The sequence below is a fragment of the Serratia grimesii genome, from assembly GCF_900186025.1.
GTDB classification, from domain to species: domain Bacteria; phylum Pseudomonadota; class Gammaproteobacteria; order Enterobacterales; family Enterobacteriaceae; genus Serratia; species Serratia grimesii.
On sequence record NZ_LT883155.1, the window covers coordinates 422,346 to 440,704 of the forward strand.

Here is an 18,359-nt window from a genome sequence, read left to right on the forward strand (position 1 = left end):
AATGCAAGTTATTCTGCTTGATAAAGTAGCAAACCTGGGCAGCCTGGGTGATCAAGTTAACGTTAAAGCGGGCTACGCCCGTAACTTCCTGGTACCACAGGGCAAAGCTGTTCCTGCTACCAAGAAAAACGTAGAGTTCTTCGAAGTACGCCGTGCAGAACTGGAAGCCAAACTGGCTGAAATTCTGACTGCTGCTGAAGCTCGCGCAACCAAGATCAACGAACTGGGTTCAGTCACCATCGCGTCTAAATCAGGCGACGAGGGTAAACTGTTCGGCTCTATCGGCACCCGCGACATCGCTGACGCAGTTACTGCGGCAGGCGTTGAAGTTGCCAAGAGCGAAGTTCGTCTGCCGAATGGCGTTCTGCGTACCACTGGTGAACACGAAGTTCAATTCCAGGTACACAGCGACGTATTCGCACAGCTGAATGTAGTTGTGGTAGCAGAAGCTTAATTGCTCCTGTTCACCAAGTTAAAACGCCAGCCTCGTGCTGGCGTTTTGCTTTTCTGCGTCCAGTAAAACGCGTTACCCTGCTAGCACCTTGGGTGAGGAGCAGTGGCAAATGGCAGTGATTTACTTAGAGCGAGTGTATGATTTTTCCGGCCCTGCGCCGGTTAACTGTTATCTGATTGACCGATTGTGGCCACGAGGTATCAGCAAGGAGCGGCTACAGGGGGTTCAATGGCTAAAGCAGGTCGCGCCAGATAACGCACTACGACAGTGGTTTCACCAGCACATAGAGCAGTGGGAATTATTTGAAAGCCGTTACCGGCTGCAATTGGCAGAAAATGACGCCTGGCAGCCACTGGTGGCGTTATTACGGCAGGGAGAGCCCTTAACCTTGCTCTATGGCAGCAAAGACACACAGCACAACCACGGCATCGTGCTGCGCGACTTTTTATTGACGCAGATTTAGGCTGCCTGTCCATTGCGCGTGAATACGCGGTCAATGACGAGGCAGAATTTAACGCTCGCGGCGATAGCTACCGTCGGCCTGGCGGCGGAACAACACCTGAGTGTTATCTGCGGCAGTGACCGATAACGCAGTAATCACGCCGTTAGTGTCACGTTCGATACGCACTTCCTGGCCGGCCTTCATGTTGCTGAGTGGCTTATCGTTACCTTCAACTTGGGCCATCGCGAAGACTTCATTCACCGGCAGACTATTGTCGCGGAACAGTTGCGCCAGCGTTTGCCCCGGTTGGATTTGGTAACGTTGCCAGTTACCGGCTGGCTCCGGTTCGGCAGCGTGCTGCTGCTGAGGATCATTTTGCAGATCGGCCTGCAGTGGTATGTTGTTGCCCTGCTGGGTGACCGGGAACGGCTGCTCGCTGTTTTCTGATGAATACGGCCACAGCAGTGCCAACAGCAAGATAATGCCGAAAATCAGGGTCCAGCGACGGTGGAAATAGGGTAATGGCTCCATCCAACCGAAGCCGTCCGGCAGGTGCCAGATCTTCAGCAGTAGCGCTTTGATGTTTTGCCCCTTACCGCTTGCCGGTGACTGTTCTGAATCCGGATCCTCTACTGCCTCTGGCGCGGAGCCTGGTTTCAGGCGCTGACTGAAGTTCAGCCAGGTGCGCAACAACGGCTGGTAGACTCGGGTGGTCTTCCTTCTCCTGGGCGAGATTCTGCCCATGGTAACCTCTCTTCAACGGCGTAAAAATATCACGGTACAAAAGGGTGTACCGCCGACCCGATGCCCTGCTTCCAGTATAGTCTGCTAACTGATTGAAGTGAAAGGCAGCAGCAAACCCATACCTGTTGCGACAGGCGATTCGCCTGGGCTCGCGGGAGCGGGTGTTAACTGAGGGTTATTGTTTCTTTTTCTACGACAAAAGTCATCATTCTCCACACAAGATTTTACCCGGCATTGCGGCGCTGTTATGCTGCGCTTTCGACTTTTTACAGACTAAAGGAAAACCCCATGACAACCCCTTCTTTTGACAGCGTTGAAGCGCAGGCGAGCTACGGGATTGGTTTACAGGTCGGCCAGCAGTTGCAAGAGTCCGGTCTGGAAGGTTTACAACCGGAAGCTTTGCTGGCAGGTTTGCGTGACGCGCTGGAAGGGAATGCCCCGGCGGTTCCGGTAGACGTGGTGCACCGTGCGCTGCGTGAAATCCACGAACGTGCGGATGCCGTGCGTCGTGATCGTCAACAGGCGATGGCTGTTGAAGGCCAGAAATTCCTGGAAGACAACGCCAAGCGTGACGAAGTGACGCTGACCGAATCTGGTCTACAGTTCTCCGTACTGGAGCAGGGTAATGGCCCAATCCCGTCCCGTCAGGATCGCGTGCGTGTGCATTACACCGGTCGTCTGATTAACGGCGATGTGTTCGACAGCTCCGTAGAACGCGGCCAACCGGCAGAATTCCCGGTTAGCGGCGTGATCCCAGGCTGGATCGAAGCGCTGACCCTGATGCCGGTCGGTTCTAAATGGCAGTTGTATATTCCACACGACCTGGCCTATGGCGAGCGTGGTGCTGGCGCATCCATCCCGCCATTCAGCGCGCTGGTGTTTGACGTCGAACTGCTGGAAATCCTGTAATCCTCTGACAGGTTTCTCTGGGCGCCTTAATGGCGCCCTTGTTTTATGCGCCGTTCAGCGCGCGTGGGAACAACAGGCTGTTCTCCAGATTGATGTGTTCCATCAGGTCATCGATGAACTCGTCGATGCCGCCATACAGCGCCTGCCAAGTATTGCAGGCACCTTCTGGTGGCGTCACGTTGTTGGTGAGGAACTTCACCACTTCCAACTGTTCGCCCGCTTCGTCATGCTCATGTTCCATTACTGAGATCGGTCCAGCCGCTTGGCGTCCCATACCTTGCTTGATCATCGGGAACAGGATCTGTTCTTCTTTCATCATATGATTTTCCAGATCCAGCCGGATCAGGTTCAGCTGCTTCGCCAAGCCACGCGGACAGGTGGGTTTGTCGGCATGAACCCGTTCGACTTTTTCCGCCATGAGTACCAGTTCGGCTAACTGTTCGCGATGCCGCTGATGGAAGCGTGGCAGAATATAATCAATCACTTCACCGAGGGGCGCAGTATGCCAGTCATGACGTTGTTCTGGTGTGGAGGCGAGGGTGGCCAATTCGCTTTCCAGCTGCTCGATATCCAGCCCTTTACGCTCGGCAGCGCGTTGCAGTGTTTGTTTTCCACCACAGCAGAAATCTAAATCGTTCAGGCGAAACAGGCGTGATGCCCGGGGAATAGCGATGGCGAGAGCGCCGAGGGATTGGTTACGGTAATCCATAGGAGAGCCTCTTTAAATGAAAAAAATAATAACATGCATTTTAAATGCAATTTAAAGGACGCGCCAGAGAGAAAAAGGGGTAGATGGCCGGAGGAAACGCAATTTCCCCTCCGGCCTGCTGCTTATTTGCTTCTTAAATCAATCAGATAAACTGCAAATCCGATGTTATCCGTACCTTCTGATTTCATTGGATACTGGGCATGGGTTTTGATAAACGCTGTGGCTTTTTCGCTTGGTGATGTTTCGAAGCGAATATCCAGTGGCTGCGGGCTGCTGAACGTCGCCAGACGCCAGTTATTATCTACCTGTGGCCGTACTGCACCCTGCTGCTTGGTTTCAGCACTGATATAAGCTGCCAGTACCGAACGGTTCTCATCCGGTGAAGCGAAGGCAATATGCTGATCGCCTGTGCCGGCAAACTTACCGCCGTAGGCACGGTAATTATTGGTGGCAACCAGGAAGATGGCATTTGGATCAATAGGCTTGCCTTTGAACGTCAGACCTTTGATACGCTCCGCCTTATCGTTGATCAACTGGCATTCACCGTCGTAACGTGCAGGCTGGCTGACGTCGATCTGATAATTTACCCCGTCAATCACATCAAAGTTATAGGTGCGGAAACCATCCCAGTTGATCAGACCCTGTGGTTTGGTGCTGTTAATGTCGATTTGATTGAATTGCCCGGCGGAACATTCCAGCCATTCTTTCACCTCTTTGCCACTAGCTTTTACCACTACCAATGTATTGGGATAGAGGTAGAGATCCGAAGCGTTACGGAAGGTGAGCTGGCCTTTCTCCACTTCAACGAAGCTGGCCGGATCGTTTTTGCGTCCGCCAACTTTGAACGGCGCAGCGGCTGATAGAACTGGCAGGTCAGCAAGATCCGGATCGCCCTGAATATAATGCTCTACATAGGCTTTCTGCGCGTTATTCACGATTTGTACTGTTGGATCATCCTGAATCAGGGCCAGATAGCTGTACATGTTGTCATCTGCTTTGCCGACGGGCTTACTGACGAAATCACGTGTGCCTTTATGATCTTCGGCCAGTACTTTCACCAGATTGGCGTCTTCCGCGGCCAGTGACTTTTTGTTCTCTTTGTCGTAAATCGGCCGCGCTTGCGCCTTGGCCCTCGTGACTTTCCAGGCACCCCCGTCGTTGTTCAGTTGCAAATCGACTACGCCGAGGTGATCACCCCATTGACCCGGCATCACCGCCGGTATGCCATTGAGCGTACCTTGTTCAATGTCTGCGCCTTTGATATTGGCAAAATCCTTACTCGGGAACACCGCGTGAGCATGGCCGAACATGATGGCGTCAATGCCTGGCACTTGGCTGAGGTAGTACACCGAGTTTTCCGCCATCGCTTTATAGGGTTCGCTGGATAAACCGGAGTGCGGAATCGCGACCACCAGATCGGCACCTTGTTTACGCATTTCTGGCACGTAACGTTTTGCGGTTTCGGTGATGTCGTTAACCGTAACTTTGCCCTGCAGGTTGGCTTTATCCCATACCAAAATTTGTGGCGGTACAAAGCCGATATAGCCAATTCGCAAAGTATGTTCTTTGCCATCACGGTCTTTTACCGGTGTATCGACGATAATGTAAGGTGTGAACAGGGTTTTTTGCGTTTTAGCGTCGATGACGTTAGCGTTGATATACGGGAATTTGGCTCCGGCAATGGCATTTTTCAGGTAGTCGAGCCCGTAGTTGAATTCATGGTTCCCGATGTTGCCAACTACATAGTTCAGGGTATTCATTGCCTTATACACTGGGTGTACATCACCGGGTTTCAAGCCTTTGGCCGCCATATAGTCGCCGAGCGGGCTGCCCTGAATAATGTCGCCGTTGTCGACCAGCACCGTATTAGCCGCTTGTTGGCGTGCCTGTTCAATCAGGCTGGCGGTACGGACCAGGCCGAATTTATCGGTTGGTTTATCCTTGTAGTAATCGAAGTCCATCATGTTGCTGTGCAGGTCGGTGGTTTCCAGCACGCGCAGATCGACCGTGGCCGCCTGCGCCGAGGCGCAAACCAGCACGGCAAGGGCAGACAACGTCAGCGAACGCTTCATCATTTTTGGCTTTCTCCATTCCATTTTTCGAGTTTTATCGCAGAGGGACATGTAATTAACATTGGTTGTCTCACCAAACTGTGAAGTGTGGCAGAAAATTGACCGAGGTATCTGAGGAAATGTCACAGTTGTGACGGCAAAGACTTGAGTAATTACCGAAGGTTAAATCGTTATGATGGATATTCGACGCAAAAAAAACTAGGCTGCTAGCAATGAGAAAGGGGAAATGGCCCACGGAACCGTATACCCGTCATATTTGAAGCTGCTTCTTTGTTGGCAGCGCCTACTCACCCCGCTCACATAGTGGACTATGCTCCTAGGGATTTGTAGAACTTACCGCCGCGATGCAGCTCCAATTATTGAGGGTATTTATCTGAGGTGAATGATGTTAGAAAAAATTTGCCAACTGTCCCGCGAGGCGGGAGCCGCCATTATGGCGGTGTATAATGGTGAGCAACCACTTGATGTTGCACAGAAAAAAGATGATTCCCCGGTGACGGCGGCCGATCTGGCGGCGCACCACATTATCAAGCGTGGCCTGGCGGCATTAACGCCGGATATCCCGCTGCTGTCGGAGGAAGATCCACCGGCTTGGTCTGTGCGGCAGAGCTGGACGCGCTACTGGTTGGTTGATCCGTTGGACGGCACCAAGGAGTTCCTGAATCGCAACGGCGAGTTCACGGTAAATATCGCGCTGATTGAAGACGGGCAGGCGGTGATGGGCGTGGTTTACGCCCCGGCGATTGACGTGCTGTATTTGGCCGAACGTGGTAAAGCCTGGAAAGAAGAAAAAGGTCAGCGGCAGGCAATTGGCGTCAGCAATGCCCATCCACCACTGGTGGTGGTCAGCCGTTCGCACAGTGACGAAGAATTGAAAGATTACCTGAACCAGTTGGGTGAGCATCAGACGGTTTCTGTCGGATCCTCGTTAAAGTTTTGTCTGGTCGCAGAAGGCAAAGCGCAGCTCTACCCGCGGTTTGGACCAACTAATATCTGGGATACCGCTGCCGGTCATGCAGTCGCCGTAGCGGCCGGGGCACAGATCCACGATTGGCAGGGTAAACCTCTGCTCTACACGCCACGTGAATCGTTCCTTAACCCCGGCTTTCGGGTTTCGTTGTTCTAATTACTTTGCCAGAAGTTGGTGCAGTTGGGTCATGACCTGCTGCACTTCTTCCGGTGTCAGTGCGCCATCTTTGGCAAACTGGATCCTGCCTTGATTATCCAGCACAACAATGGCTGAGCCCTTCGGCTGCAAATCCCACGCTTTGCGTACGTTGCCGTTGCTGTCGACAATAAACTGCGACCACGGGAATTCTTTCTTGCTGTCTTCAATGCTGTTGCGCACAAACATCGCGGTGCCGAGCAGCGCATCGTCGGTATTCACAATTGTCGTCGTTTGGTAACGATCATGCGGTAGCTTAGCTTTCTTGATCGCTTCTATCAGTGGGTCGTTCATGTCTTTGGCGGAGCTGCGGCCAGCAATATGTTGTATGACTCGCACTTTCCCACTGAGCTGCGCGCTATTCCAGTTTTGATAGCTAAACTTATTATTAGCGTAATCCAACTCTCCCTTATCGCTGACGCCAACTGGCGCGACGCGTTGCTGGAGCTGGAAGTTGTGCGCGGAGGCGAAAAGGGGAGCAAACAGCAGGGATACAATGAGCATGTGGCTTTTTTTCATGCCTTCTCCTAAGGGGAAACGGTGCCGACAGCACCCGATAGCCTAAAGCATAGGCGGTGATCAGAGGTCTGTCCTGTTACCCGGATCGCAGTTTTTCCTTCTGGGGGCAAATGCCTGTATTTTGAAGGGATATACTGAAAAAGTTATATATTATCATATACAATTCTGTCAAAAAGTGTAAATCCAGTGCAGATCTCCAAGCGCAAATGAACGATATGGTCTTTACTGGGTCTACTACATGGCAATCACGTTGCGTTCTTACTTTAGAAGCTGCTGCCTTGGCGGCTCGCTGAGCGCATGGACAAACGGAGGAGAGTAATAGAATGAGAATCTTCCAGCGTTATAATCCGTTGAAAGTGGCAAAGTACGTAAAGACCTTGTTCCGTGGTCGGCTGTACATCAAAGATGTTGGTGCGTTTGAGTTCGATGAAGGAAAAATCCTGTTGCCAAAAATCCGCGACAGGCGCCATTTCAGTGTGATGTCAGAGGTAAACCGTCAGGTGTTACTGCTGCAATCCGAAATGGGGTGATTGGGCACAGAGCCTCAGTCAAAAAATACGGCCCCCAAGGGGCCGTTTATGTTTTTGCAGTAAGTGTCGTCAGACTGAAGGGGTTTCGTCCGGCGCTTTTGGCAGTGTCGCCGCCGGTTTATCGACCAACCGAGTGACCAGCAACTGGTCAATCTTGTAGCTGTCGATATCCACTACTTCAAACTTGTAGCCGGCATATTTGACGAAGTCGGTGCGCTTAGGGATTTTGCGCAGCATATACATCATAAAGCCGCCAATGGTCTCGTAGTTACCTGCTTGCGGGAACTCGTCGATATCCAGCACACGCATCACGTCATCGATAGGCGTACCGCCTTCAATCAGCCATGAGTTCTCATCGCGCGCCACGATCTGCTCTTCCTGCCCCTGACCGACCAAATCGCCCATCAGCGTGGTCATTACGTCATTCAATGTGATGATGCCTACGACCAGCGCATATTCATTGAGAATGACCGCAAAGTCTTCACCTGCCGTTTTAAAGCTTTCCAATGCTTCAGACAGCGTCAGGGTATCTGGCACGATCAGCGCTGAGCGGATCTGTACGCCACTGCTCAGCACCAAACTTTGATTACCCAACACGCGGTTTAACAGGTCTTTGGAGTCAACGTAACCGACGACCTGATCGATATTGCCGTCACACACCAGGAACTTGGAGTGCGGATGCGTTGAGACTTTTTCGATGATGCTTTCTTCGCTCTCGCGCAGATCAAAGTAAACCACGCTTTCGCGTGAGGTCATCGACGAAGGCACTGTGCGCGATTCCAGTTCGAAAACGTTTTCGATCAGTTCATGCTCTTGCTTACGCAGAACCCCAGCCAGTGCGCCGGCTTCCACCACCGCATAGATATCGTCTGAGGTGATGTCGTCTTTACGTACCATCGGCAGTTTGAACAGACGGAAAATCAGGTTTGCCATACCGTTGAAGAACCAAACCAGCGGTCGGAAAATCATGATCGAGAAACGCATCGGGTTGATGATCCGGACGGCGACCGTCTCTGGTGCAATCATACCGATGCGCTTCGGCGTCAAATCTGCGAACAGGATAAACAAGCTGGTCACCAGCACGAACGAGCAGATGAAGCTAACCTGCTCAGCCATCTCTGGGGATAAGAAACGGTCAAATAACACTTTAAAACTAGGAGAAAAGGCTGCATCACCGACGATACCACCAAGGATGGCCACGGCGTTCAGGCCAATTTGTACCACGGTAAAGAACAGCCCCGGGGTTTCCTGCAGTTTGAGGACTTTGGCGGCATTGACGTTACCTTCGTCAGCCATCAGTTTCAGTTTAATCTTGCGTGACGCGGCCAGAGATATTTCCGACAGTGAGAAAAACGCACTCACTGCGATCAGAAAAAGAATCAGTAAAATACTGTTTAACATAATCTATCCATACGTGCCGACGGGATGACGGCGCTCTTGAGGAAGGGTAGTACATTGTAAAAAAAGTAGTGATAACAACCAGAAAGGAGGCTATCAGGCCGCAGATGCGGCCCGCACAGTATAGCAGCAGCCCCACAGGAGCCGCCAGCGGTTAAAAAATTACCGCTGGCCAGTGGGTTAGCGTTGAGGGGGCAAGCAAACACCAATACCGCCCAAGCCACAGTACCCTTCTGGGTTCTTATACAGATATTGCTGATGGTCATCTTCGGCATAGTAAAATGGCAGCGCCGGAACGACCTCGGTGGTGATGACGCGTTTGTCACCCGCTTCGTTCATGGCTTGTTGGAAACGCTGTAGGCTGCTTTCGGCTTCGGCCTGCTGTTCTAGCGTTAGCGTATAAATTGCCGAGCGGTACTGAGTACCAACGTCGCCACCTTGGCGCATGCCCTGAGCCGGGTCGTGATTCTCCCAGAAGACGTGCAGCAACTGTTTATAACTGATGATCTTCGGGTCGAACACGACACGCACCACTTCGGTATGGCCGGTCTGGCCACTGCACACTTCACGGTAGGTTGGATTTGGCGTATAGCCGCCGCTGTAGCCTGCAGCAGTGCTGTATACCCCCTGCTGTTGCCAGAACAGGCGCTCCACCCCCCAGAAACATCCCATGGCGAAGATCGCCACCGCCATACCCTCTGGCACGTGAGTCATCGAATGATCGGTGACCACATTGAGTGTGGCAACCGGCATGGGAGTCGTGCGGCCAGGCAGTGCGTTCGCCTTGTCGACGGTTTGTGTTTTATCAAAAAATGGCACCACGGTTGACTCCTGTTGTCACAGTAAGAATTGGCCTAAGAGGCGGCAGTTCGGTTGTATCTAACCGCAACTTTGCCCACAATAAGCTACATATTCAGATTATGTATCAGATTAACGCAGTATTTAGAGCGCCAAAAGCGAAGAATGCGCCAGTTTACTGCGACAGTAAAACCGTAACATGCAGCGTCTGGAATAATGCTGAAAGGGTTGCCGTCTTGATAGCGCGGAGTATGCCCTGGTACCAGAGCGAGTGTTATTACAGGAAAGTAAAATAAATTAAGGAGAACGCGTGCCACGATACCGAGCCCTGTGCTTTTTGTGTGCGCTGCTCGCGACGCCTGCGGCGTATTCGGCGAATGTGCGGCTGCAGGTTGAAGGACTTAGCGGGGAACTGGAAAAAAACGTCCGGGTGCGTTTGTCATCCATCACGCCGGAAGAGGTCAGCACTGACGGCCGTTTCCGCGCACGTGTGGATGAAGCCGTCCGTCAGGGGCTACGAGCGCTTGGCTATTATCAGCCAACGATCGACTTTACCTTGGATGATCGCCCTGGGCTGTCGCGTCCGATACTGCACGCCAAGGTGAATCCAGGTGAACCCGTGCGGATTGCCGGTGCCAATATCGTGCTGGAAGGCGGCGCGAAAACCGATGATGACTACCTGGCACTGGTTAAAAAAGGCAGGCCAACGATAGGTGAGATCCTCAATCACGGCAAATACGACAGCTTTAAAGGGTCATTGACCGGCATGGCGCTTCGCAAGGGCTATTTCGATGCTGATATGACCAAAAGCCAGCTCGGTGTCGCAGAAGATCTGCATAAGGCCTATTGGGACATCGACTTCAACAGTGGGCAGCGTTATCGCTTTGGCCAAGTGAAGTTCAGCGGCTCGCAAATCCGTGAAGACTATCTGCAAAATCTGGTGCCCTTTCATCAGGGGGATTACTACAGCTCGGAGGATTTGGCCGAGCTGAACCGCCGTTTGTCCGCCACCAACTGGTTTAACTCGGTGGTCGTATCCCCTGATTTCCAAGATGCCAAAGAGAACAAGATTTTGCCGCTAGATGCGTTGGTGACACCACGCACCCGAAACACCATTGAAACCGGGGTGGGTTATTCCACTGACGTTGGCCCGCGTGTGAAGGGCACCTGGAAAAAACCGTGGCTCAACGATCGTGGCCACAGCCTGGAAACCAGCGCCAGCGTTTCGGCGCCAGAACAACAGCTCGATTTGACCTATAAAATCCCGTTGCTGAAGAATCCGCTTGAGCAGTACTACCTGCTGCAAGGAGGGTTCAAAAACGTCGATCTCAACGATACCAAATCTGTTACGTCAAAAGCCGTGGTTTCCCGTAACTGGGATTTGTCCAGTGGCTGGCAGCGGGCGTTAAACCTCACCTGGCGTCTTGACCACTTTACCCAAGGTACCGTGACCAATACCACTATGCTGCTGTATCCCGGTGTGAGTGTAAACCGGACCCGTTCCCGTGGTGGTTTGATGCCGACATGGGGCGACAGTCAACGTTACTCTATTGATGTATCTGACAGCACCTGGGGTTCTGACGTGGACTTCGCACTGATGCAGGCACAGAACGTCTGGATTCGTACGTTGGCCGACAAGCACCGTTTTGTTGCGCGTGGGCAGGTGGGGTGGATTGAAACCAACGACTTTGAAAGAGTCCCGCCAGACCTGCGATTCTTCGCCGGTGGGGACCGCAGTATCCGCGGCTATAAATATAAGGGCATTTCTCCTCGAGACGACGACGGCAAGTTGACCGGCGCCTCTAAAATGCTGACTGGCTCGCTGGAATATCAATACAACGTGACCGGAAAATGGTGGGGCGCAGTGTTTGTGGACTCCGGTGAAGCGGTGAACGATATCACCCAGAGTAATTTCAAAACCGGTGCTGGTTTTGGTGTGCGTTGGCAGTCACCGGTCGGCCCGGTGAAACTGGATATCGCTGCTCCGGTTGGTGATAAAGATACCCACGGGGTGCAGTTCTATATTGGTTTGGGGCCTGAACTATGAGCCTGATAAAAAAGATTTGTTTGGGTTTCCTGATTGTTCTGCTGCTGCTGATTGGCGGAATTGCGTTCTTGTTGGGCACCACTAGTGGTTTGCATATGGTGATAAACGGTGCGGCACGCTGGGTGCCGGGACTGGATATCACCAGTGTCAGCGGTGGTTGGCGTGATCTGACGCTGAAAGGCGTGAAATATCAAATGCCGGGTGTCACCGTGAATGCCGGGCAGTTCCATTTATCACTCGATCTGGCCTGCTTTAAAAACAGTTCTTTGTGCGTCAATGCATTGACGGCACAGGACGTGGACGTCGTGGTGAAAACCAAAGAAATGACGCCATCCGCACCAGTCGCAGAGACCAGCGAACCAACGACGAATCTGAGCACGCCGTACCCGATTACTTTGCGCATGTTGGCGCTGAATAACGTTAAAGTCAGCGTAGACGACACTGCCATTTCGCTCGGCGAATTCCGTACCGGTGCACAGTGGCAGGAGCGTGCGTTGACACTGCTGCCCACCAAAATTAGCGGATTACTGATTGCACTGCCGAAAACGCCGCAAAACCCACTGCCGGAGGCTGTGCAGCCGGTGGTTGACGTAGCGAAAAAGGTAGAGGAAAAAGCCAATCAGGCCGCGAAGCCAGTACCACAGCCCATAGAGAAGCCACTGGGCGAAACATTGAAAGAACTGTTCGCAAAACCGCTGCTGCCGGACCTGCCGGATATCCGCTTGCCGCTGGACATCACGGTCAAGGAGATCAGTGGTGAACAACTGCGGCTGACAGGGGACACCGACGTGCTGATTACGAGCTTGCTGTTGCAGGCCAGCACTCAAGATCAGCATATCAAGCTGGACAATTTCGATGTGAAATCCCCGCAGGGCACGCTGTCGGCCCAAGGGCAGGCAACGCTGACCGGCAATTGGCCGGTGGAGATGGTAGCCAACAGTACGGTGAACATTGAACCGCTGAAAGGCGAAAAGATTAAACTGAACATTGGCGGCGGGCTGCGTGAAGAACTTAAGGTAGCGCTCAACCTGTCCGGTCCGGTCGGCGCGCAGCTTGATCTGCAAACCCAACTGGCCGAAGCCGGTTTGCCGCTGGCGTTGACGCTACAAAGCAAACAACTGAAATGGCCTCTGAGCGGTGAAGCTCAATATCAGATCAATGACTTCCGCCTGCGTTTCAATGGCAAGGCAACCGACTATGCGTTGTCGACTCGCGCCAATATCAAAGGCCAGGATCTGCCTCCAGCCGTATTGACGCTAGACGGTAAAGGCAACATAGAGCAGTTTAAATTGGAACGCCTGCGTCTGGCAGCCTTGCAGGGTAATACCGATCTGACTGCGCTGGTGGACTGGAGCAAGGCCATCAGTTGGAATTCACAGCTGACGCTGAGTGGTATCAATACCGCCAAACAGTGGCCGGAGTGGCCGGCGAAGTTGGACGGTAAGATCACCACGCGCGGTAGCCTGCATGGCGGCAGTTGGCAATTGCAGGTCCCAGTGCTGCAACTTGACGGTAACGTGAAGCAAAATAAGGTCACCGCACGTGGCACGCTGAGCGGTAATGCTGCAGGCCAGTGGAAAATTCCGGGTATCGATCTGACCCTGGGACGCAACCAGCTGAACGTCAAAGGGCAACTGGACGAGAAGAGCTGGAATCTGGATGCGAACATTGACGCACCGCGCCTGGACGGTGCCTTGCCGGGACTGGGCGGTACGGCGAAAGGCCTGCTTAAACTACGTGGCAACCTGCAGGCACCTCAGTTGCTGGCTGACCTGACCGCTTCTGGCCTGCAGTGGCAGGCATTACGCATCAACCGGGTGAAAATTGACGGCGACGTGCGTTCCAGCGATCAAATTCAGGGCCAATTGGCAGTGCGTGTTGAACAGCTGAAGCAAGATGCACTGGACATCAACCTGCTTCAGCTTACTGCCAAAGGCAGTGAGAAACAGCATCAGTTACAACTGAAAATTGATGGTAAACCGGTATCCGGTCAACTGGCGTTGCAAGGCAGTTTTGACCGTCAGCAGCAACGCTGGCACGGCAATCTGAACAATACACGTTTCGATACGCCGGTGGGCGAATGGCGATTGACTCGCGCCATTGCGCTGGATTACCTGAATACTGCGCAGAAAATCAGTATTGGGCCGCACTGCTGGCAGAACCCGAATGCTGAACTGTGCGTGCCGAAAACTATCGAAGCTGGTCAGAGCGGGCAGGCAAGCGTCGTGTTGAACCGTTTTGATCTCGCAATGATTAAACCTTTCCTTGGCCCGGAGACGGCGCTGAGTGGGGTCTTCACCGGACGGGCAGACGTGAGCTGGAAGCCTGGTGGTGCACTGCCGGAGGCGAAGGTCTCGTTGGTGGGGAATGGGGTTAAAGTGGTACAGCAGGTTCAGGGCAATGCATTGCCGATTGCCTTTGACACGTTGAACCTCAATGCCGGTCTCACCAATGGCCGTGCGCAGGCCGATTGGTTGATCAAACTAAATAACAATGGCCAGTTTGACGGCAATATCCAGGTGGCTGATCCGCAGGTGCGCCGTAATATCAGCGGTAACGTCAATATCACTAACCTTTCACTGGCAATGATTAACCCTGCGCTGATGCAGGGGGAAAAAGCCGCAGGTATGCTGAATGCCAATCTGCGTCTGGGTGGCAGTGCACTGAAGCCTTTAGTGTATGGTCGGATGGCCTTGGATAAGGTGAAGGTGCAGGGGCACTGGATGCCGTTTGACATGACGGAAGGCCGGTTGGTGATGAATTTCGGCGGCATGACCTCAACGCTGGAAGGATTGGTTAGCACGACTCATGGTCAGCTTAATCTGTCCGGCGACGCTGATTGGCGTGATATCAACGCATGGCGTGCACGCATTGCCGCCAAGGGCGATAAATTACGGGTGACGGTGCCGCCGATGATCCGCATCGATGTTTCGCCGGATTTGATATTCGAAGCCACGCCGCAGCTGTTCTCACTCAATGGTTCGGTAGACATTCCGTGGGCGCGTATTACGGTACAAGATCTGCCAGAGAGTGCGGTCGGCGTCTCTTCCGATGAAGTGATGCTGGACGACCAGCTTAAACCGATACAGCCGAAAACGGCTTCGATCCCGATCAACAGCAACCTGATGATCCACGTTGGCAACGATGTGCGGTTGGATGCCTTTGGCCTCAAAGCGCGGCTGAAGGGGGATCTGAAAGTGGTGCAGGATAAGAACGGCCTGGGCCTGAACGGTCAGATTGACATCCCTTCCGGTCGCTTCCATGCTTATGGTCAGGATTTGATTGTCCGCAAGGGCCAGTTGATGTTCTCGGGGCCGCCGGACCAGCCATTGCTGAATCTTGAGGCGATCCGTAACCCGGATTCGACCGAAGACGACGTTACCGCTGGGGTACGCGTCACTGGGTTGGCGGATGCACCGAAGCTGGAAGTGTTCTCGGATCCGGCAAAATCGCAACAGGAAGCGCTGTCTTATCTGTTGCGTGGGCAAGGATTAAGTAGCTCCGGCGCCGATGGCAACGCAATGACCTCAATGTTAATTGGGATGGGGGTTGCACAAAGTGGTCAACTTGTGGGTAAAATCGGCGAGGCGTTTGGCGTAAGCAATTTGGCCCTGGATACTCAAGGGGTCGGTGACAGTTCGCAGGTCGTCGTGAGCGGCTATGTTCTCCCAGGCTTACAAGTAAAATATGGGGTGGGTATATTCGACTCATTGGCCACACTGACGTTGCGTTACCGCCTGATGCCTAAATTGTATCTTGAAGCGGTGTCTGGTCTCGACCAGGCATTAGATTTGCTCTATCAGTTTGAGTTTTAGCGATGCGAATAATTGTCTACGGCAGTTTACGACGCAAACAGGGAAACAGCCATTGGATGACCAACGCCCAATGGCTCGGCGAGCATGAGCTCGAAGGCTATCAGATTTATAATCTGGGCCATTACCCGGCGGCGATCCCTGGAGAGGGCACGGTACATTGTGAGGTGTACCGTATTAACTCATCGATATTGGCCGAGCTGGACGAACTGAAAAGCAACACCCGGGACTATAAGCGTGAGCTGATTCAGACGCCTTATGGGAGTGCGTGGATCTACCTGTATAAACACAGCGTAGACGGTTACCCGCGGATTAACAGCGGTGACTGGCTGAAGCGTCTCGACGAAAAGTAAAAAAAAACACCGCTCACTGAGCGGTGTTTTTTTATCGGACGGCGGCTAAGAATTACTTCTTGGCAGCACGTTCGAAAGAGGCAACGATTTCAGCTTTGGCAGCGGCAGCGTCTGCCCAGCCTTCCACTTTCACCCATTTGCCCTTCTCCAGATCTTTGTAGTGCTCGAAGAAATGAGAGATCTGTGCTTTCAGCAGTTCTGGCAGGTCGTTCACATCGTTGATGTGATCGTACTCTTTGCTCAGTTTGCTGTGCGGAACGGCAACCAGTTTCGCATCTTCACCGGCTTCGTCAGTCATCTTCAGTACGCCCACCGGACGGCAGCGGATCACTGAGCCAGGCTGCAGCGGGTATGGCGTTGGTACCAGTACGTCAACAGGATCACCGTCCAGAGACAGGGTGTGGTTGATGTAACCGTAGTTGCACGGATAGAACATCGCGGTGGACATGAAACGGTCAACAAACAGCGCGCCGGTGTCCTTGTCGATTTCATATTTGATCGGATCGGCATTGGCCGGGATTTCGATAACTACGTAGATGTCTTCTGGCAGGTCTTTGCCAGCAGGGACGTTAAGCAAGCTCATGTCGGTTTCCTTTAATCAAACCAGAAATGGAGTGGCGGCTATTATAGCGGACTCTTTTACGATTTCCTGCCCTTTTCATCAACGTGCTCCCGGCCCAGAGCCATCCATTGAATTTCCAGATTAATCCTCCGGCGATGTTAAGTTTTCACCGCGGTTGCCGATAACTTCATTAAATAATAATGAGTCGGCGAAGTCTGACTCTGCGTTTTACCTCCTCTACGTTAGATCTCACTATTTCTGAAGCCGGGAAGAACTCATGTTAAAAAAGATTACGGTCAAGGCAGGGCTGATTGCCTTGCTGAGCCTGATGACGCTGCTGCTGATTATGGTCAGCACCATCGGCGTCAACGCCATTAACGAAGGGTCGCGATCGTTGCACACCCTCAACCAGATTTTAGGCGAAGAACTGGGCTCGCTGGCCAGTAGCTCCAACCTGACGTTACGAGCCAGAACTGCTGCTTCGCTGGCGGTACGTCAGCGTGAAATCGGTCAGATTGAGGTTTCAGACGCGACGGTTGGCCGTATTTATGACTACCTCGAACAGTCGAAACAGGAAATGGCGCGCTTTGTCCGTGTCGGCACCGTGACAGAACGCGGGCGTGAGCTGTCCACTCGCCTGCAAAATAGTTACCGCGCCTATCTGGAACAGGGTGTCAGACCGATGGCTGACGCCATCAAGGCCGGCAAAGTCGATGACTATTACGACATCCAGGAAACCAAAATCTCTGCCCTGAGTATCGCTTTTGAAAAAGACCTCAGCGATTTCCGCAGCTTTGCCATGAAGATTGGCCAGCAGCGGGTACATGAAGCGGAGAGCAACGCCAGTACCAAGATAACCCTGATTGTGATCGCCGGTCTGCTTAGTGTCTTGCTAGCGGTATTGGCCTGGTTTGCATTGAGGATGATTATCCTGCGCCCACTCGATGAATCTATTGCCCAACTGGAATATATCGCAGGTGGCGATCTGACTCACACCATCACTGGCGAAGGGAATACCGAAATGGGTCGTCTGGTGCGCGCAATGCAGCGTATGCAGCAGGCGCTGGCCAGTTCGGTTAGTAAGGTGCGTGACGCCAGCAGCCAGATTGACACCGGTTCACGCGAGTTGGCTGCCGGCAACCTGCATCTGGCCCAGCGCACTGAAGAATCGGCCGCCTCGCTGGAAGAGACGGCTGCCAGTATGGAACAATTGACCTCGACGGTGAAAATGAATGCCGAAAACTGCGAACAGGCCAATCAACTGGCGTTGAGCGTATCCGGCATTGCCAATCAGGGCAGTGAAGTGGTGAGTCAGGTGATGAGCAAGATGCAGGCGATCACCGACAGTTCACGTCGCATCGCTGATATCATCAGTGTGATGGACGGTATCGCTTTCCAGACCAATATTTTGGCGCTGAATGCGGCTGTAGAGGCGGCTCGTGCTGGCGAACAGGGCCGAGGTTTTGCAGTCGTGGCGGGTGAAGTTCGCAGTTTGGCCCAGCGCAGTGCGCAGTCAGCAAAAGAGATCAAAGGGCTGATTGAAGCGTCACAGAATCGCGTGCAGGAAGGCGAGCAGATGGCAGAGTCTGCGGCGAAAACCATGAATGGCATTACCGGCGAAGTCGGGCGTGTAACGGCGTTGATGCGGGAAATCTCTGCGGCTACGCGTGAACAAAGTAGTGGGATTGAGCAGGTAAACCTAGCGGTGGCTCAGATGGATCAGGTGGCGCAACAAAATGCGGCGTTAGTTGAAGAGTCAGCGGCGGCGACACGATCGCTGGAGGATCAGGCTCAGCAACTGGCGCAGAGTATGGCGGCGTTCAAATTATAATGTAGGGGTGCAGC

General features: G+C 53.0%; 16 protein-coding genes. 9 read left to right on the plus strand and 7 right to left on the minus strand.

Annotated elements, in window-relative coordinates; genetic code table 11:
* The first annotated feature begins 1 nt into the window (after window position 1).
* Together rplI and SGBXF1_RS01950 are read left to right on the plus strand one after the other, a co-directional pair.
* The gene (rplI, locus tag SGBXF1_RS01945) at window positions 2-454 is read left to right on the plus strand and encodes a 50S ribosomal protein L9 (protein WP_012004910.1); all 453 of its coding nucleotides are present in this window, start codon (window positions 2-4) and stop codon (window positions 452-454) included.
* A gap of 109 nt (window positions 455-563) precedes the next feature.
* On the plus strand, window positions 564-917 hold the full coding sequence (locus tag SGBXF1_RS01950) for a DUF488 domain-containing protein (protein ID WP_130382644.1): 354 nt from the start codon (window positions 564-566) through the stop codon (window positions 915-917).
* 48 nt (window positions 918-965) lie between these two features.
* On the opposite strand, the gene SGBXF1_RS01955 is transcribed toward SGBXF1_RS01950, so the two are convergent.
* A complete protein-coding gene (locus SGBXF1_RS01955) occupies window positions 966-1,640 on the minus strand; it encodes an OapA family protein (protein WP_037422536.1) in 675 nt (224 codons plus the stop codon).
* Window positions 1,641-1,928: 288 nt separating this feature from the next.
* On the opposite strand from SGBXF1_RS01955, the gene fklB reads away from it, so the two are divergent.
* Window positions 1,929-2,549, plus strand: coding sequence for a BamJ family beta-barrel-assembly machinery protein (gene fklB, locus SGBXF1_RS01960; protein ID WP_037423251.1), 621 nt, complete (start codon window positions 1,929-1,931; stop codon window positions 2,547-2,549).
* A 43-nt stretch (window positions 2,550-2,592) separates the two neighbouring features.
* Here the strand turns inward: fklB and ytfE are convergent, their stop codons facing one another.
* Both ytfE and SGBXF1_RS01970 read right to left on the minus strand, forming a co-directional pair.
* Window positions 2,593-3,258 (minus strand): iron-sulfur cluster repair protein YtfE, encoded by a 666-nt coding sequence (ytfE, locus tag SGBXF1_RS01965; protein WP_037423249.1) that lies wholly within the window; start codon window positions 3,256-3,258, stop codon window positions 2,593-2,595.
* 122 nt (window positions 3,259-3,380) lie between these two features.
* Entirely contained in the window at window positions 3,381-5,333 is a 1,953-nt protein-coding gene (locus tag SGBXF1_RS01970) for a bifunctional 2',3'-cyclic-nucleotide 2'-phosphodiesterase/3'-nucleotidase (protein WP_186427736.1), read from the minus strand.
* Between the two features lie 382 nt (window positions 5,334-5,715).
* Between SGBXF1_RS01970 and cysQ the strand changes: the two genes are divergently transcribed.
* Window positions 5,716-6,456 (plus strand): 3'(2'),5'-bisphosphate nucleotidase CysQ, encoded by a 741-nt coding sequence (gene cysQ / locus SGBXF1_RS01975; protein ID WP_165392882.1) that lies wholly within the window; start codon window positions 5,716-5,718, stop codon window positions 6,454-6,456.
* Here cysQ and SGBXF1_RS01980 read toward each other — a convergent pair whose 3' ends face one another.
* A complete protein-coding gene (locus tag SGBXF1_RS01980; RefSeq protein ID WP_037423240.1) occupies window positions 6,457-7,014 on the minus strand; it encodes a YtfJ family protein in 558 nt (185 codons plus the stop codon).
* A 323-nt stretch (window positions 7,015-7,337) separates the two neighbouring features.
* Between SGBXF1_RS01980 and SGBXF1_RS01985 the strand changes: the two genes are divergently transcribed.
* Window positions 7,338-7,544, plus strand: a complete 207-nt coding sequence (locus tag SGBXF1_RS01985; RefSeq protein WP_037423237.1) for a DUF1107 domain-containing protein — start codon at window positions 7,338-7,340, stop codon at window positions 7,542-7,544.
* A 69-nt stretch (window positions 7,545-7,613) separates the two neighbouring features.
* On the opposite strand, the gene paeA is transcribed toward SGBXF1_RS01985, so the two are convergent.
* Both paeA and msrA read right to left on the minus strand, forming a co-directional pair.
* Window positions 7,614-8,945, minus strand: coding sequence for a polyamine export protein PaeA (paeA, locus tag SGBXF1_RS01990; protein ID WP_037423234.1), 1,332 nt, complete (start codon window positions 8,943-8,945; stop codon window positions 7,614-7,616).
* 177 nt (window positions 8,946-9,122) lie between these two features.
* Window positions 9,123-9,764: a peptide-methionine (S)-S-oxide reductase MsrA gene (msrA, locus tag SGBXF1_RS01995; protein WP_403348634.1), complete on the minus strand. Its 642-nt coding sequence runs from the start codon at window positions 9,762-9,764 to the stop codon at window positions 9,123-9,125.
* A gap of 286 nt (window positions 9,765-10,050) precedes the next feature.
* Here msrA and tamA point away from each other — a divergent pair, with 286 nt between their 5' ends.
* The 3 genes from tamA to SGBXF1_RS02010 are packed head-to-tail and all read left to right on the plus strand — an operon-like array spanning window position 10,051 to window position 15,952.
* A complete protein-coding gene (gene tamA / locus SGBXF1_RS02000) occupies window positions 10,051-11,787 on the plus strand; it encodes an autotransporter assembly complex protein TamA (RefSeq protein ID WP_061807505.1) in 1,737 nt (578 codons plus the stop codon).
* Window positions 11,784-15,602: an autotransporter assembly complex protein TamB gene (gene tamB / locus SGBXF1_RS02005; protein WP_186427737.1), complete on the plus strand. Its 3,819-nt coding sequence runs from the start codon at window positions 11,784-11,786 to the stop codon at window positions 15,600-15,602. The genes tamA and tamB overlap by 4 nt, the downstream gene beginning before the upstream one ends.
* A 2-nt stretch (window positions 15,603-15,604) precedes the next feature.
* Window positions 15,605-15,952 carry a gamma-glutamylcyclotransferase family protein gene (locus tag SGBXF1_RS02010; protein WP_037423222.1) on the plus strand — a complete coding sequence of 116 codons (348 nt, stop codon included), beginning with the start codon at window positions 15,605-15,607 and terminating at the stop codon, window positions 15,950-15,952.
* A 52-nt stretch (window positions 15,953-16,004) separates the two neighbouring features.
* Here the strand turns inward: SGBXF1_RS02010 and ppa are convergent, their stop codons facing one another.
* The gene (gene ppa, locus SGBXF1_RS02015; protein WP_037423219.1) at window positions 16,005-16,535 is read right to left on the minus strand and encodes an inorganic diphosphatase; all 531 of its coding nucleotides are present in this window, start codon (window positions 16,533-16,535) and stop codon (window positions 16,005-16,007) included.
* A 256-nt stretch (window positions 16,536-16,791) separates the two neighbouring features.
* On the opposite strand from ppa, the gene SGBXF1_RS02020 reads away from it, so the two are divergent.
* A complete protein-coding gene (locus tag SGBXF1_RS02020) occupies window positions 16,792-18,345 on the plus strand; it encodes a methyl-accepting chemotaxis protein (RefSeq protein WP_061807502.1) in 1,554 nt (517 codons plus the stop codon).
* Window positions 18,346-18,359 lie beyond the last annotated feature (14 nt).